The sequence below is a fragment of the Bacillus sp. FSL R9-9834 genome, from assembly GCF_038006905.1.
GTDB classification, from domain to species: Bacteria; Bacillota; Bacilli; order Bacillales; family Bacillaceae_G; genus Bacillus_A; species Bacillus_A pacificus.
The window spans coordinates 32,501-50,697 of sequence record NZ_JBBOWD010000001.1 but is presented as its reverse complement, the minus strand read 5'-3'; the positions used below and the strand labels follow the sequence as shown (position 1 = coordinate 50,697).

Below are 18,197 nucleotides of genomic sequence, written 5' to 3'. Positions count from 1 at the left end.
CCTAAATCATCATATATTTCAAGAAACACATTTTAACTATTAAATTTTACCATAATTCTTATAAGATGTTTTACTCTTTAGTATCTTTTTTAAGAAATAAGCTATACTATTTAAAATGATTTTGAAAAAATTAGAAGTTCCCACCCTTCTTTTTCTCAATTTAGAATTTTCCGAATAAAATATATGTATAAACACAAAAAAACAAACCCCTGTAAATGCTTACAGGAGTTTGTTGCAAAATTATAGGGCTTCTCTAAAAAGCCCTTTTCATTCGAATTTTACGAAGCACCCGCTTCTTCAAACTCAACCTCTTCTAACTCGCCTAAACGATGATACTCTGTTAAAACCGCATCTTGAATTTTAGAGCGTGTACCAGAATTAATTGGATGTGCAATGTCACGGAATTCTCCATCTGGAGTACGTTTACTTGGCATTGCTACAAATAATCCATTATTACCATCAATTACACGAATATCATGAACAACAAATTCATGGTCTAGAGTAATAGAGGCAATTGCTCTCATGCGGCCTTCTGTGTTTACGCGGCGTAATCTTACGTCAGTCACTTCCATCTTGTGTTCACCACCCTTTTCTAAATAAGCGATATATTTGTATAAATTCCACAAAATTTCTATTTTCCCTTTAATTTTTTAAAAATTTTTAAGATAAAAATTTTTAATGTAATTGAATATAGAGATTAGTAGAGGTTATCGCTTACAAAGAATTACTTAACTAGGGCAATTACTTCGATTTCAACTGAAACATCTTTCGGTAATTTTGCTACTTGTACACAAGAACGAGCTGGCTTATGAGCAGAGAAATAAGATCCATATACTTCATTAACAGCATTAAAATCATCCATATCTTTTAAGAATACTGTTGTTTTTACTACCGTATCAAATGAAGCACCTGCTTCTTCTAATACTGCTTGTAAATTTTGAAATACTTGCTCTGTTTGTACTGTTACGTCTCCTGCTACAAGCTCTCCACTTGCAGTTAACGGAATTTGTCCTGAACTGTAAAACATATTATTTACAATAATCCCTTGTGAATATGGTCCAATTGCTTGTGGTGCATTTTTTGTTTGAACAACTTTCATACTTTTCACCCTTTTATTATTTATTTTTACTCTTTAAAAATAGTGCACGAAAAGCAGTTTGTCCATCTATTTTGTAACTTATAAATAGAATAAAAAAAGATAAAGCTATTTGCTTTACCTTTTTACTCAGCCTCTACAAGCCCTTCATCAAATGGTGCCAGTGAATAATTTCCCTTTTCCACTTGAATCGCTTTTTCTTTCACATCAACTTCCGATAGACGAATCAATGATACATAGTTATTAATTAGTCTTTCTTCAATATCCGTGGATTCTACTAATACACCAATACCAACAACATTAGCCTTAAACTCTTCTAACATACTCATCATACCTTGAATTGTCCCGCCAGCTTTCATGAAGTCATCAATAATTAAAACATTTGATCCTTCCGGAAGACTACGCTTTGCTAACGTCATTGTTTGAATTCGCTTAGAAGAACCTGATACATAGTTAATACTAACAGTGGGTCCTTCTGTTACCTTATTATCTTTTCTTGCAATCACTACCGGTACATCTAAGTAGTTCGCCACTGCATATGCAAGTGGAATCCCCTTCGTTGCCACCGTCATAACTGCATCAATTGGTTGCCTAGCAAAAACAGAAGCAAACAAACGACCTGCGCCATTAATATGACGAGGATTACTTAAAAGATCTGTCATATATAAGTAACCACCAGGCAAAATACGATCTGGATTTTCGAATAAGCTACAAAGCTCACCAATAATTAGATCTGCCTCTTCTTCACTTATATATGGTATATATTTCACTCCTCCTGCTGCTCCTGGTATCGTTTGCAATGTGCCGACCCCTTGTTGTTCAAACGTTTGCTTAATAATAACTAAATCTTCACTAATAGAAGACTTAGCTGATTGATACCTTTCAGCAAAAAAAGTGAGAGAAACTAGCTGACGAGGGTTTTGTAACAAGTAATAAGTCATATCGACTAATCTTGTACTTCGTCTAATTTTCATACTCTCACCTCAAATCACGAATATTCTAAACAAATCATAACGTATTATACGTCTTTATTCAAGCGTTTCTCGCTCTCCTAATAAACGTACTGCGTATACTTGTTCACAAAATCCTTTTAACCCGTTATATATACGATGCATTCGCGAATCATGGTGCACCAGACCGAATACAGTTGGACCACTACCACTCATTAATACAGCATCTGCCCCAAATCGCTTCATCTGTGCCTTAATACGTGCAACTTCAGGATGCATCGCAAACGTTACATCTTCTAAAACGTTACCGACAGTATCACAAATCCCTTTGTAGTCTCCAGCATTTATGACATCCACCATTTTATCTACATTTGGATGTGTAACTCGATTTAACTTTAAATTTCCATACACATCAGCAGTAGATACACCAATATGGGGTTTTGCTAAAATAACCCAACAAGAAGGTGGAGTTTTTATGTGCTCAATCTGCTCTCCTCTTCCAGTGGCAATTGCTGTCCCACCATATACGCAAAACGATACGTCTGACCCAATTTCTGCGCCAAGCTCTGCTAACTGATCAATTGTAAGCCCTAAATTCCATAATTTATTAAGACCACGTAATGTTGCTGCTGCATCACTACTTCCACCCGCTAATCCAGCTGCTACTGGAATCGTTTTTTCAATAGTAATAGATACACCTTTTTTTACATTAAACTTCTCTTTTAATAATTTCGCTGCTTGATAAGCCAGATTTCTTTGGTCGTCTGGGACATACCGATTATGGGATAAAATTTCAATACGGTCTTCTGCTAATTCCATTAGTTCTAAACGATCCGCTAAATCAATTGTTGTCATAATCATTTTCACTTCATGATATCCGTCTTGTCTTTTTCCCAGTACATCTAACGACAGATTAATCTTTGCTGGTGCTTTCACTAGTAGCTTCAATCTATTCACCCACTCTATGTACTCAATCTTTTATCGTTTATTTTACCATAAATTTATAGTAAGACGATGACACTTCCCTAATTATAACGAAAAGCATTCAGAATGAAACTACTTATGTAAAATGATGGCACCTTTTATAGTACAAAAAGCCGAGGAATCACTCCTCGGCTACCGTAGCATAGAAAGTATCTTACAACTACTGGTTTTGTTTCATTAATTGCTGTTCTGCAATTTCTATAGCACGTTTCACCATGTTACCAGCATCTTTCGCACGAATTCCGCCCCATCCTTCTTTCTGAACAACATCATAAAAGCCCAACTCTTTTGCAAGCTCTTCTTTAAATTGATTTGACATGACACCTCTTCGTCTACTCAATGCAGAGTCCCTCCTTATTTTGCTACGGTATCATTAGTATGCAAAATAATATAGCTTTTCATTTGTGGGAATATATGTAACGATACATGAATTATAAAATCACTTCATTATGAGGTTCACCATAAAATGTTAACTCTACTGTCTCTGTTAAAACATCCGCATAGCTATACGATACACGTTGTAACGCATCTTCTTGTTGATCCAGTTGTACAACAAAAACAGAACGGTACGTTTCTGCAAGTACACCTGATTGTTCTACAGTTTTTCTTCTCCCACTGTTCGCCTTTAACATCAGTCTCTGTCCAAGATGGTGATCTAATTCGCTTTTAATTTCATCTAAACGTTTTGACATATACTTCGTTACACCTCGCTGTAATTTAGATTGAACACTTAAAACACGATATATCTATCCCAATTATTAACCGCAACTCACAGACAATATCATTATAAAAGCATCATGCGTTCGAATAGATAGAAGAAATACTATATTGTAAAAGTATCATTATGTAGTCTGTGCGTTCTTGTCTCTTTTTATCCAAACTGATTTAAATCCTTTCCATACAAAAAAGCAAGATACATATGTACCTTGCTTATTCTTCATAATGTTGAAAAGGTAATCCAGTTCGTAAAATCCCCCTTGTTTCAATCCCGCCAAGTCCCTTTTCACCAGTAATCGTATTACGTACAACATCCCATACATTAACCCTTTCCATAAATGACGTAAAACTAATTTTACCAACCACATATACAGGGTCTAGTGCGTGAATATTAATTCTAGATGGGGAACTAGCAAAATTAGCGCCTGCTCGAATTAATGCTTCAAAGTGTGATTGACATGCCCCAGCAAAAATAACGAGTTGATCCAACGATGGATATTTTTTTCGCACTTCTCGAACAGCCTGTACAAAATGCCTTGAATGCCTATATGCTGCTAAATCTCCCTTTACTCCTTTTGATTTTGTATACGCATCGTGCCCTGTAATAACTAAAATGTCCGGACGAAAATGATCTATTAAATCTACTACCTTTTCATGCATCTCTGTTTCTTTACAATGAATACCTTGTACAGGAACACCAATTTTATTATATAAATCTAGACACTTGCGCAAATATAACGGGTCTCCATCTATGTGCAAGACACGCCCTGGCATTTGAAAATAATTCACTTCACTTGTATATCCACCAGTTGAAGTGTGTTCATGCCTTTGTTTCATTAATACGTAATCTTGTTGAAACAAACGATACGTCCGCTCCATCGTTTCTTTCTCACGCTTCGCTCTCTTTTTATGTTCTCGTTGATCTATACTAATTAAATCTTCAAGTGGCGCATCTGCCACCAATCTAATTTCCTCTCCAAACAATATAGCTATCTCGCCTTTTATTTCTATAATACGAAAAAGAATATCCCTATTATGAGAGTATCGTTCCACTAATTCTCCAACATGTAAAGCCATTCTCCTACCTCCAAACTCATTAGGCCATCTTACCTGTTTTTAAAGTATGAATGTAAGAGGGGAAAGGTGACAAAAGGGACAGTTCAAGTTGAACTGTCCCTTTTATATTCTTATGATAACTTATGAAGAACTAATGCATTACTTAATGTTGCAAACTCCTCGATAGATAGCGTCTCGCCTCTTCGTTTCGGATCAATTCCTACTTCTGTTAAAATTCGATCCAACAGCTCTTTATCTTTCGGGAAACCATTTAAATTATTTGATAAATTATTCATTAAAGTTTTACGACGCTGTGCAAAACTTGCTCGTACTACTTCAAAGAAGAATGTCTCATCTGTTACCTCTACCACTGGTTTCGGACGCTTTAGGAGGCGGATAATTGCAGAATCAACATTTGGTTGTGGTACAAACACCGTACGCGGTACAGTCATAACTGTTTCTACCTCTGTATAATACTGAATAGCAATGGATAAAGAACCATACTCTTTCGTTCCAGGTTTAGCCGCTAAACGATCCCCAACTTCTTTTTGCATCATAACAACGAATCCACGAACCGGTAATTTCTCTTCCAGCAATTTAAATAAAATTGGCGTCGTAATATAGTATGGTAAGTTAGCTACTACCATTACATCTTGCCCTTCTTCAAATTGCTCACTAAACACCTCATGTACATCTGCCTTTAGTACATCTTTATTGATAACAGTAACGTTGCCATATGGAGCTAACGTCTCATCTAAAATCGGTAATAACCTTTGATCAATTTCAAAAGCCACTACTTTTTTAGCACGCTTCGCTAATTGTTCTGTTAATGCACCGATACCTGGTCCAATTTCAATTGCACCACTTTCTGAACCAATTTCAGCGTGATCAACGATACGATTTAATACATTCGTATCAATTAAAAAATTTTGTCCTAAACTTTTTTTGAATGAAAATCCATACTTTTCAACAATGTCTTTCGTACGATTTGGCGTTGCGATATCCTTCATTTTCTTTCCTCCTGTATGACTTGCTTATACGCTTCTGCAAATGATTCTTTTGAAACTTGAAACATTTGTAAACGTTTATGTAACTGTTTTGCGTTTGTATAACCAATCTTTAATAGCTTACCCATTCTTTCTCTGCGACTCTTTGCCATTTCTCCGCCCACTAAACCTGCATCGACTAAATCGCTCCAACTGATTTCACTTGTGTAAGCTTCCATTTCTTCATGTATATTCTCTAAAGCACGGCGAATTGATTCATTAGAAGCATGTTCAATTCCGACACCTTTTTTCCTCTTAGCAAGTGCTTCTTCCTTCGGTAAAAACGCATGTTTACATCCAGGCACCTTATCAGAAATAATTTTTCGAATACGCTCTCCAGGATAATCCGGATCTGTGAAAATAATAACGCCTCGTTTTTGCAGCGCTAATTTAACTTGTTCAATAACATGATCACCGATTGCTGAACCGTTCGTTTCAATTGTATCCGCATCAACAGCACGCTTAATCGCAACTGTATCATCTTTACCTTCTACAACGATAATCTCTTTAATTTTCATGCTTGCCTCCACACTCGTTTCGTCTCTACTTAGTAAAACAAAAAAATGACGACTTTTCCATTATTATTTTCCCCATTGTTACATTTTAAAAAGTAGAATGTCCAAAACTTTGTTCTCTCTCCTTATTGTACCACTTACTCATTCGCCCTTATCTTCTCTGTCACGCCTGCTATTTTTTCACAAAAATAAAAAAGAATGGGTTCTCCCACTCTTTTATTCAACGCCAAATAAAGCTTTTGCATTTTTCGTTGTCATTTCTGCTACTTCCTCATAAGAAATTCCTTTTAAGTTCGCAATTTCTTCTGCTACGAGTTTTACATAACTTGGTTCATTTCGTTTCCCGCGAAATGGATGCGGTGTTAAATACGGACAATCCGTCTCTATTAATAATTTCTCTAATGGAATCTCCGTAGCAACTTCTTTCGGTTTCTTAGCGTTTTTAAATGTAACTGGTCCACCTAACGAAATTAAAAAGTTCATATCAACACATCGCTCCGCTACCTCTACGCTACCGCTAAAGCAATGCATAATGCCTCCTACTTCAGCTGCATTCTCTTCTTCTAGAATATCCACAATATCTTGAGTTGCATCGCGGTTATGTATAATAATCGGCAATTTTACTTTTTTCGCTAATGCAATTTGTTTACGGAATACTTCTTTCTGTATTTCTTTTGGAGACTTATCCCAGTGATAATCTAAGCCCATCTCTCCAAGTGCAACGACCTTAGGATGAGAAGCAAGTTCTTCTAACCAAGCTAAATGCTCTTCTTTCATGTCGATTGCATCAACAGGGTGCCATCCAACCGCAGCATAAATAAAATCATAGGCTTCAGCTAATTCAATCGCCTTTTTTATCGTTACTTCATCAAAACCAACAACAACTGTATAAGTAACACCCGCTTCTTTCATTCGGACAATCACTTCTTGCAAGTCTTCTTCAAATTGCTCTGCATTCAAATGTGAATGTGTATCAAACAACATAATACATAACTCCTTTTATATTGAAATCAAATTTATTCTACGCAAATAAGCTCTTTTATAACTTAACGATAACAATACTACAATCTTAATGCAAAAATTGAGGTGTAAAAAGAAAAAAGACGCTTCACACATGTTACACGTGAAACATCTCTTTTCTTGTCTTAATTACTTAATTTTTGTACCGTTTGGTAGATTTTGGTCGATTGATGCTAATGACAATACGCCATTCTCTTCACCTGCTAAAATCATACCTTGTGATAATTCACCGCGTAATTTTACAGGTTTTAAGTTTGTTACACAAATAACTTTTTTACCTTTTAAATCTTCCGGCGAATAGAACTTTGCAATGCCAGAAACCACTTGACGTTTTTCTGTGCCTAAGTCTAGTTGAATTTTTAACAACTTGTCTGCTTTTTTCACAGGTTCCGCAGATAGAACTTCAGCTACGCGTAATTCTACTTTAAAGAAATCATCAATTGTAATCTCTTCTGCCTTCGGTTCTTCTTCTTTTTTCTCTTCTACTTTAGGAGCAGAGGCTTTCATTTGTTCTTTAATGTACGCTACCTCTACTTCCATTTCTAAACGAGGGAAAATCGGGTTTCCTTTTTCTACTTTTGTTCCAGCTGGAATGCATCCAATTGTAGACAGGCTTTCCCAAGATGTATGTGCTTCTTCAGTAAGGCCAAGCTGAGCAAACATCTTGCTTGGTGCTACTGTTAAGAATGGCATAAGCATAATACCTGTTTGACGAAGTACTTCTGCTAAGTGAGCCATTACAGAGGCTAACTTTTCACGATCATTCTCATCTTTCGCTAATACCCACGGTTGTGTTTCGTCAATATATTTATTCGTACGGCTAATCAATTGCCAAATTGAGCTTAGAGCTACAGAGAATTCCATGTTCTCCATTGCTTCTTCCACTTTTTTCAATGTATCCTGTGCAAACGTTACTAATGTTTCATCAAATTCCGTTACATTTGCTTTAAATGCAGGAATTTCTCCGTTAAAGTACTTATCAATCATAGCTACTGTACGATTTAATAGGTTACCTAAGTCATTTGCTAAATCGAAATTAATACGCTCCACAAATCCTTCTGGTGTGAATACGCCATCAGATCCAAATGGAACTTCACGAAGTAAGTAATAACGTAATGCATCTAATCCGTAACGATCGATTAATGTAACTGGATCTACTACGTTTCCTTTTGACTTACTCATCTTTCCATCCTTCATTAGAATCCAACCGTGAGCAAAGACTTTTTTCGGAAGAGGTAAATCTAATGCCATTAAAATGATTGGCCAATAAATCGTATGGAAACGAACGATTTCTTTTCCAACTAAATGCACATCTGCTGGCCAGAACTTCTTATACATCTCTTCATTTTCTGTTCCATAACCTAATGCTGTAATGTAGTTAGATAATGCGTCAACCCATACGTAAATAACGTGTTTCGGATTACCTGGAACACGAACTCCCCAGTCAAATGAAGTACGAGAAACTGCTAAATCTTCTAAGCCTGGTTTAATAAAGTTATTAATCATTTCATTCTTACGAGACTCTGGCTGAATGAAATGTGGATTCTCTTCATAGAACTTTAATAGTCTGTCAACATATTTACCCATTCTAAAGAAATATGATTCTTCACGAACAAGTTCTACATCATGACCACTGTCTGGACTTTTTCCCCCAACTACTTTGTCACCTTCCATAATTGGATCTACTAATTGATGCTCTGTATAGAATGTCTCATCTTGTACAGAATACCAACCTTCATATTCATCAAGATAAATATCACCTTGATCTACTAGTTGCTTGAAGATTTTTTCGACAACATCTTTATGACGATCTTCCGTTGTACGAATAAAATCATCATAGGAGATATCCATCTTCTCCCAAAGTTCTTTAATTCCTGCAACGATGTTATCCACATATGCTTGTGGTGTAACATTTAATTCTTCTGCTTTCTTTTGGATCTTCTGTCCATGCTCATCAGTTCCTGTTAAATAATGAACATTATATCCTTGCATACGCTTATATCGTGCCATAGCATCCCCTGCTACTGTTGTATAAGCATGTCCAATGTGTAATTTTCCACTTGGATAATAAATTGGGGTAGTAATATAAAAGGATTTGTTTTCCTTTGTCATTGTTTTGGACCTCCCGGATAACCTCATATGTATTTATAAATAGTATATCAAAAACTTATATATAAAGTGAAACTTTAATCTGTGAGGATCTTGTTCATTCCCACGGATTATCAACCCACACCCATCGGACTTTTACGAGCAATCCGACTTCCACTTAACTTCTTTGGCCCAGCCGAATTTAAAATTTAGAATCTTACTACTCGTTAATGCAGGATAAAAACAACTTCATATTTTTATATTTATCATCTATTACTCATATTTCAAGAAAATATACAGTCATTACCTATAATTTCTGAACTTTTCTGAAAATAAAGTGAAATAATAGTAGAAATTACTCAAATTCTATTATATATAAGAAGTAAGAAATCTATAAATCTTTTTAAAAAATATAGAATTAAAGAATTGACGGAAATGTAAATGATTGGTATCATATGTCCATAGGGTATTTTGTCGAAAAATGACGAATCTAAAAATAGACTCGAAACTTATAAACTATTTCTTTAGGAGGAAAAGAATTATGAAATCTACTGGTATCGTTCGTAAAGTTGATGAATTAGGTCGTGTAGTAATTCCGATTGAATTACGCCGTACTTTAGGTATTGCAGAAAAGGATGCTCTTGAAATCTATGTTGATGACGAGAAAATCATCTTAAAAAAATATAAGCCAAACATGACTTGCCAAGTAACTGGTGAAGTATCTGATGGTAACCTATCTTTAGCTGAAGGTAAAATTATCTTAAGCAAAGAAGGCGCTGAGCAAATCTTAAACGAGCTTCAAGATTATATCGAAACAGCAAAATAAGCTTCTCAATTATGAGAAGCTTATTTTTTATCGACATGATAGATTTGATATACATCGCGTTTCGACAAATCTCGATCTTTAGCAACTGTTTTTATCGCCTCTTTTGAATTCATACCTTTTTCGTTTATATAATGTTCAATATGGTCATATACCGAAATAGTTTCCCACCATTGTTCCTCTGGAGCAGGTTCTTCCGTTGAACCAGCTACTAAAATACAAAACTCACCACGAACTTCATTTTGTTTCGTCCACTCAATTGCTTCTTCAACTGTTCCACGAATAAATTCCTCGAATTTTTTTGTTAACTCTCGGCACAATACAATTTCTCTATTTCCCAATACTTCTTGCATCGAGATTAAAGTATCATCCAAACGGTGAGGTGCTTCATAAAACATCATTGTAGTTTGTATATAACGAAGCTTCTCTAACTCCATTTTTCTTTCTTTTTTATTTCTTTGTAAAAATCCATAGAAATAAAACTGTTTTGTTTCAAGGCCTGATGCAATTAATGCTGTAAGGGCTGCATTTGCCCCAGGAAGCGGGATAACATGATACTGTTCCGCTACAGCCTCTACAACAATATCGTAACCTGGATCGGAAATACACGGCATACCAGCATCACTAACAAGTGCTACTGTCTTTCCTTCGTCTAACTTATCTAATATTTTCTTCCCACTTACTTCCTTATTATGCTCATGGTAACTCATAACAGGCGTTTCAATTTCGAAGTAATTACAAAGTTTTTTCGTTTGTCTCGTATCTTCAGCAGCAATTAAATCCGCTTCTTTTAAAATTCGGATTGCACGAAATGTCATATCTTCTAAATTCCCAATAGGGGTTGGTACTAAATATAAAACGCCCTTTTCATTTTGTTGAAAACTTTTTTGTTGCCACATAAGGTTCTCCTTTTTGCATATATTCTTCTTTTTGTTTTCTATTTAATTGCTTAAAATAGTACTCTGCTTGCATAGCTGTACGCTTATCTTCATGAAACTCTACGTATTTTAAAGCAACAGGAAGTCTAGCACGCGTATACTTAGCCCCTTTTCCGCTATTATGGGTCTCAATCCGCTTCTCTATATGATTTGTATATCCAGCATAGTAACTTCCATCAGAGCACTCCACTACATAAAAACAATGCTTATTCTTCTCCATATAAAATAGAACGAATCTCCTTTGTATATTCATTATTTTCTTCATATACAAAAAGAGGTGGCAATATTTTTAAATCTGCGTTTCCGTCCTTAATTCCTTCAATTAACAATGTATTCGCTTCTTTTCCTGCCTTAGGATAAACAAATCGTACACGCTTCGGTTCAATTTTATACTTACGCATTAATGTAACAATGTCTAGTAAACGACCTGGACGATGTACAAATGCTACTTTCCCGCCTTGCTTTACTAGCTGACTACTTGCAGATACAACATCCTCTAGTGTACACATAATTTCATGACGAGCTATTGCTAAATGTTCATTCATATTTTTTTCAGAAGTTGCAGGTGTTTGGAAATAAGGCGGATTACATGTGACAACATCATATTGATGACGTCCAAGTTTCTCCGGCATATCTTTCAAATCCCCGTGTATTAAGTGAATTCTTTCTTCCAACTTATTGTATTGAACACTTCTTATTCCCATATCATATAAGCGTTCTTGAATTTCTACACCAGTAATATTCCCTTTCGTCCTTGTACTTAATAGAAGGGGCACAACGGCATTACCTGTACACAAATCAAGTAAATTACCTTTTTGAATTGGCACCCAAGCAAAGTCTGCAAGTAAAACAGCATCTAACGAGAAATTAAATACTGATGGGCTTTGTATAATCTTCAAATCTTGTGCTAATAAGTAATCTAAACGTTCATCTTCATATAAATTCATATGTTGCTCCTTTTCTTACACTTAACCTACCCTATTTCATCTTCTACTAATAAAAAACATATTCGATTCTACTCTCATGTATAAAAAATTACCTTTCCAATTATTATTGGAAAGGTAATTTCACTTTTTATTTAAAAATGACAGGCAGAATAAACAATCTCCCTCTTTACGTACACTTCCATAATGCAGATTACAAATATGAAAACCTTCTTGATATAGTCTTGCTAAATTATCGTAGCCTTCACCAATATCTGTCTTCGGCTTCACTTCTTTACGTTTTTGAGTTTTTTGTTTTTCTTTAATCTGCACTTCTTCAAAGCGGTGTCGCAAATTTTCATTTTCCATTTTTATATGTTGGTTTTCTTCCAGTAACTCTGCAAGATGTTGTTTTAATTCTCCCAACTGTTTGTATAAATGTCCAATTTGCTCTTCCATACTAGAAACCGATGCAAAAATATCTTTTTTCTCCACAAGCACCCACCTCATTAATCTGTGGTTTGACTCGAAACGACCCCTTTATTCACTAACTCATCTAACGTATATTCTACTATCCGTTCCTTGTCTACTAGTTCCACTTGAATTAATCTTTCTAAAATATTTAATCCGATAACACGGCCAGTACCATGCGGGGTTTGTATACGTTGATCTAAATCAGGAAGTTGTTCCTTTGCTGCCTCATATTCATCGTTCTCATATTTTAAGCAACACATTAAGCGACCACATAAACCAGAGATTTTTGCAGGATTTAATGATAAATTTTGATCCTTTGCCATCTTAATGGATACAGGTTCAAAATCCCCTAAAAAAGTAGAACAACAAAGCATACGACCACATGGACCAATACCACCAAGCATTTTCGCTTCATCACGAACACCAATTTGTCTTAGTTCAATTCTTGTCCTAAAAATTGCTGCTAAGTCCTTCACTAGTTCGCGAAAATCAATCCGACCATCCGCAGTAAAGTAGAAAATAATTTTATTGCGATCGAACGTATACTCTACATCTACAAGTTTCATATCAAGATTATGTTCTACTACCTTTTGCTGACAAACTTGATATGCTTCTTTTGCAGCATGTTTGTTCTCTTCAACAATGGTACGATCGTTTTCATTTGCAATGCGAATAACCTTTTTTAGCGGTAATACAACGTCGTTTTCATCAACTTGCTTTTTGGTAATAACTACTTTTCCGTATTCAATACCTCTTACCGTTTCTACAATTACAAACTCATTTTCAGAGATATCGAACTGATTCGGATCAAAGTAATACACCTTTCCGGCCTTCTTAAAGCGAACACCTACTACATCATACAAAACGGTCATCCCTCCTGCAACCGCAACACTAACTGTTCGAACACAAGCTGCGCATTTACATTAGCGTTGATTCTATTTTTTGCCTCTAATATATTAAAGAGAGCTGATACAATGCGCTTCTGAGCGTAGGAGAAAGATTCAAACATCTCTTTCTGCTCATGAAAAACAAGACGATCTTCTTCTCCAAGTTGAACATATAATAAATCCTTATAAATAAGGAGTAACATATCTAAACCTTGCTGTAATTGTTCTTTCTCTCCAAAGTGTTTTCCCCATTTTTCTTGTACAAAAAAAATAGAGGCTTTATCTTTTTCGAGCGCTTCACATAATTTTATCACTAAAGCTCGTGCTTGTGCAAACCATTCATCACTACATAAAGCTAAAGCTTCATCAAAACTATTTGTGAGTTGTGCAGCAAGTGTCGATAAAGATGTCGTAACACCTTCATCCTGTAATCTTCTAATTAAAGATTCCGTAGGTAACGGTCTAAATGTAACAACTTGACAACGAGATAAAATCGTATTTAAAATTTGATGACTTTGTTCAGTAAGTAAAATAGCTGTTGTATCACTACTTGGTTCTTCTAAAAATTTTAACAGTGTATTCGCCGCATTTGCTGTCATACGGTCTGCGTGCTCAATAACATATACTTTTTTATTTGCTTCTAATCCTGTTTTTGAAAACTCTTCTTGTAAATCATGAATTTGCTGCTTCTTAATAGATAATCCGTCTGGTTTTACAATATGTAAGTTTGGGTGGTTACCTGAATCAATTCGCTTACAATTTGTACATACATGACAAGGCTCTACCCCATTCCGCTGAGAACAGAGGAAACTCTTTGCCATTTGAATTGCTGTCGCAAACTTTCCTGTCCCTTTCCCTCCCTCTAACAAGTAAGCGTGGGATATACGCTCTTTTGCGATGCTATTCATCAACATTTTTACACCGATGGGTTGTATAGCAGAAAGCTGCTCCCACGTCTTCGTCATAATGCATACCTCACTTATTTCATTCTTTCCTTCTATTATAACAATTTATCTTCTATAACTTGAATAACTTCTTCTATAAGTTTTTCCATTGGTTGATCAGCATTTACTAATACAATACGATCCGAGAAACGTTCTACAACTTGTAAATACCCTTCACGCACACGTTTATGGAAAGTGATATCTTCCATATCTAACCGATTCACTTCACGTCCTGCATCTTTTGCAATTCGAGCTAAACCAACCTCTGGTTCAATGTCTAGGTAAATTGTTAAACTAGGCATGCAATCTTCTGTTGCGAAACGATTGATTTCAAATACTTTATCCATACCTAACCCTCTTGCATAGCCTTGATACGCTAAAGAGCTATCTATAAAACGATCACATAATACAAGGTAATCCTCATTAAGTGCCGGCATAACTTTTTCCACTAAATGTTGTCTACGTGCAGCGGCATATAGAAGTGCCTCTGTACGTGCTTCCATCATCGTATATTCTTGCTTATGTAAAATCGTTCTAATATCCTCAGAAATTGCAATACCACCTGGTTCTCTCGTCGCCATTACCTTTTGTTCCTTTTGTTCAAAGTATGGCAATAAACCTTGAATTAACGTTGTTTTACCCGAACCTTCTGGCCCCTCAATTGTTACAAATAATCCCTTCATCCTAAAACCTACTTTCTATATCATACACTTTCATATATTTCGTGCTACCTTGAAAACGGGCGCCTGCTCTCTCTAAATGCATAATTTGTTCTTTATGTTCTGAAGTAATTCTTTCCCCATACATAATCAATGGAATACCAGGTGGATATGGAATTACCATTTCCGCCGCTATCATCCCAACTGCTTCTTCTACAGATACTACTTTTGTTTCATATCCTTCCAGTTGTTTATATGTATACGGTAAAGGAGAAATTTCTCCTTTATAAGTATAACGAATAGATTCTGTCTTGTCTTTCACCTCATAAGATTGCAATGCCGCCCGGATCATCTCTATAGCCTTCATATACGTCTTATTTACTTGCAAAGGCAAAATAAATAAGACATTATATGGATCTGCCATTTCGGTATATATACCAACCTTTTCTAATACAGATTGTAATTCGTATCCTGATAACTGACAACGTGTCTGTACGGTAACTTTTAGCTCGTCTTGTAATGGATATTGTAAAATAGCTATTTGTGGGATAGAAGACAATTCTTCTTTAAATTCCCGTAAAAACTCGACAATTTCATCATGTCCCTTTTCTTTTATACGCGCTATCGTAAAGCGTGCAATATCAAGAGAAGCCATAATTGGATACGATGGACTACTAGATTGTAGCATACTTAAATAAGTAGAAACTCTTTCTTCTTTCACTAAGCGGCTATTTATATGTAAATAGGATCCCATCGTCATCGCAGGTAATGTTTTATGTGCGGAATGAACTACAATATCTGCACCATATGCTAAAGCTGACTTTGGAAATGCCCCGCCTAAACAAAAATGAGCTCCATGCGCTTCATCTACTAACACAGGAATTTTATGTGCATGTGCATAAGCAATGCTTGCCTCTAAATCCATCCCCATACCATAATAATTAGGATGTGTTAAAATAAGTGCTTTCGCATTTGGATATTTTTCAATTGCTTCCTTAATAATCTCATCATGAATTCCCACGGGTACGTTATAAGCTTCATCAATCCATGGATCTAAAAAAATTGGATTTGCTCCTGCTAATTTTAAACCATTAATAATTGATTTATGACAATTTCTTTGTACAAGAACAATATCATGTTCCCTACAGCAAGACAAAATCATTGCTAAGTTCCCGACTGTTGAACCATTAATTAAAAAATAACTTTTTTCCACTTCATATACATCAGCTAATAATTGTTGTGCCTCATCTATACATTCAAACGGACTATGTAAATCATCTAACCCTGATAACTCAGTTACATCGATAGATAGTATATCTTTAAACCCCTCTACTGCCCCTTGAGGGAAGTTTAAACCATTTTTATGACCTGGAACATGAAAAGATAACGGCCTTCTTTCTTTAAACTCTATTAATGCTTCATATAAAGGTATGCGATTTTGATTCATCTATATCTCTTCCTTATTATTTCATTCTTTATCTATTATACAGAACAAAAAAAATAATAGGCATATGCCTATTTAAAAATATGATACTTCTAATTTCCGAAGCTGTTTTAAATAATATATATACTTCGGATCATTTGTTTCTGTATTCACCATGTCCTTTTCACATTCATAACATATTAAATTATTATAAACATATATCCCTTCTTTTCTTTCTGTCTCACAAACAATACAAACTTCGTTTTGTGATTTCATATCTTTTCCTCCCTATTTAAATGGACATATTTTATACTTCTATTCCTTAACAATTTACAGAAAAATATACATCGATTTCTTATATAATATGATTCATCCTTGGGCAACGTGTTTGTATTACCATTACTTCTTTTTGCATACTGTTTGAAAACACAAAAAAACACAAGTCAAAAGACTTGTGTTTTTAGTTGCTTGGCGACGTCCTACTCTCACAGGGACAAGGTCCCAACTACCATCGGCGCTAGAGAGCTTAACTTCCGTGTTCGGTATGGGAACGGGTGTGACCTCTCTGCCATCATCACCAAACTATGAAGGCATATTCCTTCAAAACTAGATAACATTTGCTACATATTATATGGTTAAGTCCTCGATCTATTAGTATTCGTCAGCTCCACATGTCACCATGCTTCCACCTCGAACCTATCAACCTGATCATCTTTCAGGGATCTTACTAGCTTACGCTATGGGAAATCTCATCTTGAGGGGGGCTTCATGCTTAGATGCTTTCAGCACTTATCCCTTCCGCACATAGCTACCCAGCTATGCCCTTGGCAGAACAACTGGTACACCAGCGGTGCGTCCATCCCGGTCCTCTCGTACTAAGGACAGCTCCTCTCAAATTTCCTACGCCCACGACGGATAGGGACCGAACTGTCTCACGACGTTCTGAACCCAGCTCGCGTACCGCTTTAATGGGCGAACAGCCCAACCCTTGGGACCGACTACAGCCCCAGGATGCGATGAGCCGACATCGAGGTGCCAAACCTCCCCGTCGATGTGGACTCTTGGGGGAGATAAGCCTGTTATCCCCGGGGTAGCTTTTATCCGTTGAGCGATGGCCCTTCCATGCGGAACCACCGGATCACTAAGCCCGACTTTCGTCCCTGCTCGACTTGTAGGTCTCGCAGTCAAGCTCCCTTATGCCTTTGCACTCTACGAATGATTTCCAACCATTCTGAGGGAACCTTTGGGCGCCTCCGTTACACTTTAGGAGGCGACCGCCCCAGTCAAACTGCCCACCTGACACTGTCTCCCGGGTCGATAAGACCCGTAGGTTAGAATTTCAATACAGTCAGGGCGGTATCCCACCAGCGCCTCCACCGAAGCTAGCGCTCCGGTTTCAAAGGCTCCCGCCTATCCTGTACAAACTGTACCAAAATTCAATATCAGGCTACAGTAAAGCTCCACGGGGTCTTTCCGTCCTGTCGCGGGTAACCTGCATCTTCACAGGTACTATAATTTCACCGAGTCTCTGGTTGAGACAGTGCCCAAATCGTTACACCTTTCGTGCGGGTCGGAACTTACCCGACAAGGAATTTCGCTACCTTAGGACCGTTATAGTTACGGCCGCCGTTTACTGGGGCTTCAGTTCAGAGCT

General features: G+C 36.4%; 21 protein-coding genes and 2 rRNA genes (1 of these 23 cut by a window edge). 1 reads left to right on the top strand and 22 read right to left on the bottom strand.

The annotated features are described in order from the left end of the window. Positions 1–278: 278 nt before the first annotated feature. From spoVG to metG, 11 genes are all read right to left on the bottom strand, one after another. Positions 279–572, bottom strand: coding sequence for a septation regulator SpoVG (gene spoVG, locus MKY00_RS00275; protein ID WP_000454041.1), 294 nt, complete (start codon positions 570–572; stop codon positions 279–281). A 152-nt stretch (positions 573–724) separates the two neighbouring features. Continuing rightward, the gene (locus tag MKY00_RS00270; RefSeq protein WP_000869804.1) at positions 725–1,099 is read right to left on the bottom strand and encodes a RidA family protein; all 375 of its coding nucleotides are present in this window, start codon (positions 1,097–1,099) and stop codon (positions 725–727) included. 122 nt (positions 1,100–1,221) lie between these two features. Beyond that, on the bottom strand, positions 1,222–2,070 hold the full coding sequence (gene purR / locus MKY00_RS00265; RefSeq protein WP_000702474.1) for a pur operon repressor: 849 nt from the start codon (positions 2,068–2,070) through the stop codon (positions 1,222–1,224). Positions 2,071–2,124: 54 nt separating this feature from the next. After that, entirely contained in the window at positions 2,125–2,994 is an 870-nt protein-coding gene (gene ispE, locus MKY00_RS00260) for a 4-(cytidine 5'-diphospho)-2-C-methyl-D-erythritol kinase (protein ID WP_000772094.1), read from the bottom strand. A gap of 196 nt (positions 2,995–3,190) precedes the next feature. Next, on the bottom strand, positions 3,191–3,370 hold the full coding sequence (gene sspF, locus MKY00_RS00255) for an acid-soluble spore protein SspF (protein WP_001985066.1): 180 nt from the start codon (positions 3,368–3,370) through the stop codon (positions 3,191–3,193). Positions 3,371–3,461: 91 nt separating this feature from the next. Beyond that, positions 3,462–3,722, bottom strand: coding sequence for a biofilm formation stimulator Veg (veg, locus tag MKY00_RS00250; protein ID WP_000044349.1), 261 nt, complete (start codon positions 3,720–3,722; stop codon positions 3,462–3,464). 238 nt (positions 3,723–3,960) lie between these two features. Next, complete coding sequence (gene yabG / locus MKY00_RS00245) at positions 3,961–4,824, bottom strand: sporulation peptidase YabG (protein WP_001173738.1); 864 nt, start codon at positions 4,822–4,824, stop codon at positions 3,961–3,963. A gap of 110 nt (positions 4,825–4,934) precedes the next feature. Then, positions 4,935–5,813, bottom strand: a complete 879-nt coding sequence (gene rsmA, locus MKY00_RS00240) for a 16S rRNA (adenine(1518)-N(6)/adenine(1519)-N(6))-dimethyltransferase RsmA (protein ID WP_000651552.1) — start codon at positions 5,811–5,813, stop codon at positions 4,935–4,937. After that, entirely contained in the window at positions 5,810–6,367 is a 558-nt protein-coding gene (rnmV, locus tag MKY00_RS00235; RefSeq protein WP_000692830.1) for a ribonuclease M5, read from the bottom strand. Before rnmV ends, rsmA begins: the two co-directional genes overlap by 4 nt. A 213-nt stretch (positions 6,368–6,580) precedes the next feature. Next, on the bottom strand, positions 6,581–7,348 hold the full coding sequence (locus tag MKY00_RS00230) for a TatD family hydrolase (RefSeq protein WP_016716239.1): 768 nt from the start codon (positions 7,346–7,348) through the stop codon (positions 6,581–6,583). Positions 7,349–7,513: 165 nt separating this feature from the next. Then, the gene (metG, locus tag MKY00_RS00225; protein WP_000159677.1) at positions 7,514–9,496 is read right to left on the bottom strand and encodes a methionine--tRNA ligase; all 1,983 of its coding nucleotides are present in this window, start codon (positions 9,494–9,496) and stop codon (positions 7,514–7,516) included. A 517-nt stretch (positions 9,497–10,013) separates the two neighbouring features. Here metG and MKY00_RS00220 point away from each other — a divergent pair. Continuing rightward, the gene (locus MKY00_RS00220; RefSeq protein WP_000843036.1) at positions 10,014–10,298 is read left to right on the top strand and encodes an AbrB/MazE/SpoVT family DNA-binding domain-containing protein; all 285 of its coding nucleotides are present in this window, start codon (positions 10,014–10,016) and stop codon (positions 10,296–10,298) included. Positions 10,299–10,318: 20 nt separating this feature from the next. On the opposite strand, the gene rsmI is transcribed toward MKY00_RS00220, so the two are convergent. The 11 genes from rsmI to MKY00_RS00165 form a co-directional block, all read right to left on the bottom strand. Continuing rightward, positions 10,319–11,194 (bottom strand): 16S rRNA (cytidine(1402)-2'-O)-methyltransferase, encoded by an 876-nt coding sequence (gene rsmI / locus MKY00_RS00215; protein ID WP_000267806.1) that lies wholly within the window; start codon positions 11,192–11,194, stop codon positions 10,319–10,321. After that, positions 11,163–11,453: a GIY-YIG nuclease family protein gene (locus MKY00_RS00210; protein ID WP_000414339.1), complete on the bottom strand. Its 291-nt coding sequence runs from the start codon at positions 11,451–11,453 to the stop codon at positions 11,163–11,165. The genes rsmI and MKY00_RS00210 overlap by 32 nt, the downstream gene beginning before the upstream one ends. Continuing rightward, a complete protein-coding gene (locus tag MKY00_RS00205) occupies positions 11,440–12,180 on the bottom strand; it encodes a tRNA1(Val) (adenine(37)-N6)-methyltransferase (RefSeq protein WP_001055351.1) in 741 nt (246 codons plus the stop codon). The genes MKY00_RS00210 and MKY00_RS00205 overlap by 14 nt, the downstream gene beginning before the upstream one ends. A 120-nt stretch (positions 12,181–12,300) precedes the next feature. Then, on the bottom strand, positions 12,301–12,651 hold the full coding sequence (gene yabA, locus MKY00_RS00200) for a DNA replication initiation control protein YabA (protein WP_000412056.1): 351 nt from the start codon (positions 12,649–12,651) through the stop codon (positions 12,301–12,303). A gap of 14 nt (positions 12,652–12,665) precedes the next feature. Next, entirely contained in the window at positions 12,666–13,493 is an 828-nt protein-coding gene (locus MKY00_RS00195; RefSeq protein ID WP_000272429.1) for a PSP1 domain-containing protein, read from the bottom strand. Positions 13,494–13,498: 5 nt separating this feature from the next. Then, on the bottom strand, positions 13,499–14,482 hold the full coding sequence (gene holB, locus MKY00_RS00190; RefSeq protein WP_000169574.1) for a DNA polymerase III subunit delta': 984 nt from the start codon (positions 14,480–14,482) through the stop codon (positions 13,499–13,501). Positions 14,483–14,517: 35 nt separating this feature from the next. Next, positions 14,518–15,144 carry a dTMP kinase gene (tmk, locus tag MKY00_RS00185; protein ID WP_000677230.1) on the bottom strand — a complete coding sequence of 209 codons (627 nt, stop codon included), beginning with the start codon at positions 15,142–15,144 and terminating at the stop codon, positions 14,518–14,520. Position 15,145: 1 nt separating this feature from the next. After that, positions 15,146–16,567, bottom strand: a complete 1,422-nt coding sequence (locus MKY00_RS00180) for an aminotransferase class I/II-fold pyridoxal phosphate-dependent enzyme (protein WP_016716238.1) — start codon at positions 16,565–16,567, stop codon at positions 15,146–15,148. A gap of 72 nt (positions 16,568–16,639) precedes the next feature. Next, a complete protein-coding gene (locus tag MKY00_RS00175) occupies positions 16,640–16,819 on the bottom strand; it encodes a sigma factor G inhibitor Gin (protein WP_000842028.1) in 180 nt (59 codons plus the stop codon). A gap of 190 nt (positions 16,820–17,009) precedes the next feature. Next, a 5S ribosomal RNA gene (gene rrf, locus MKY00_RS00170) occupies positions 17,010–17,125 on the bottom strand. 49 nt (positions 17,126–17,174) lie between these two features. Beyond that, positions 17,175–18,197, bottom strand: a 23S ribosomal RNA gene (locus MKY00_RS00165); it runs 1,900 nt beyond the window's last position.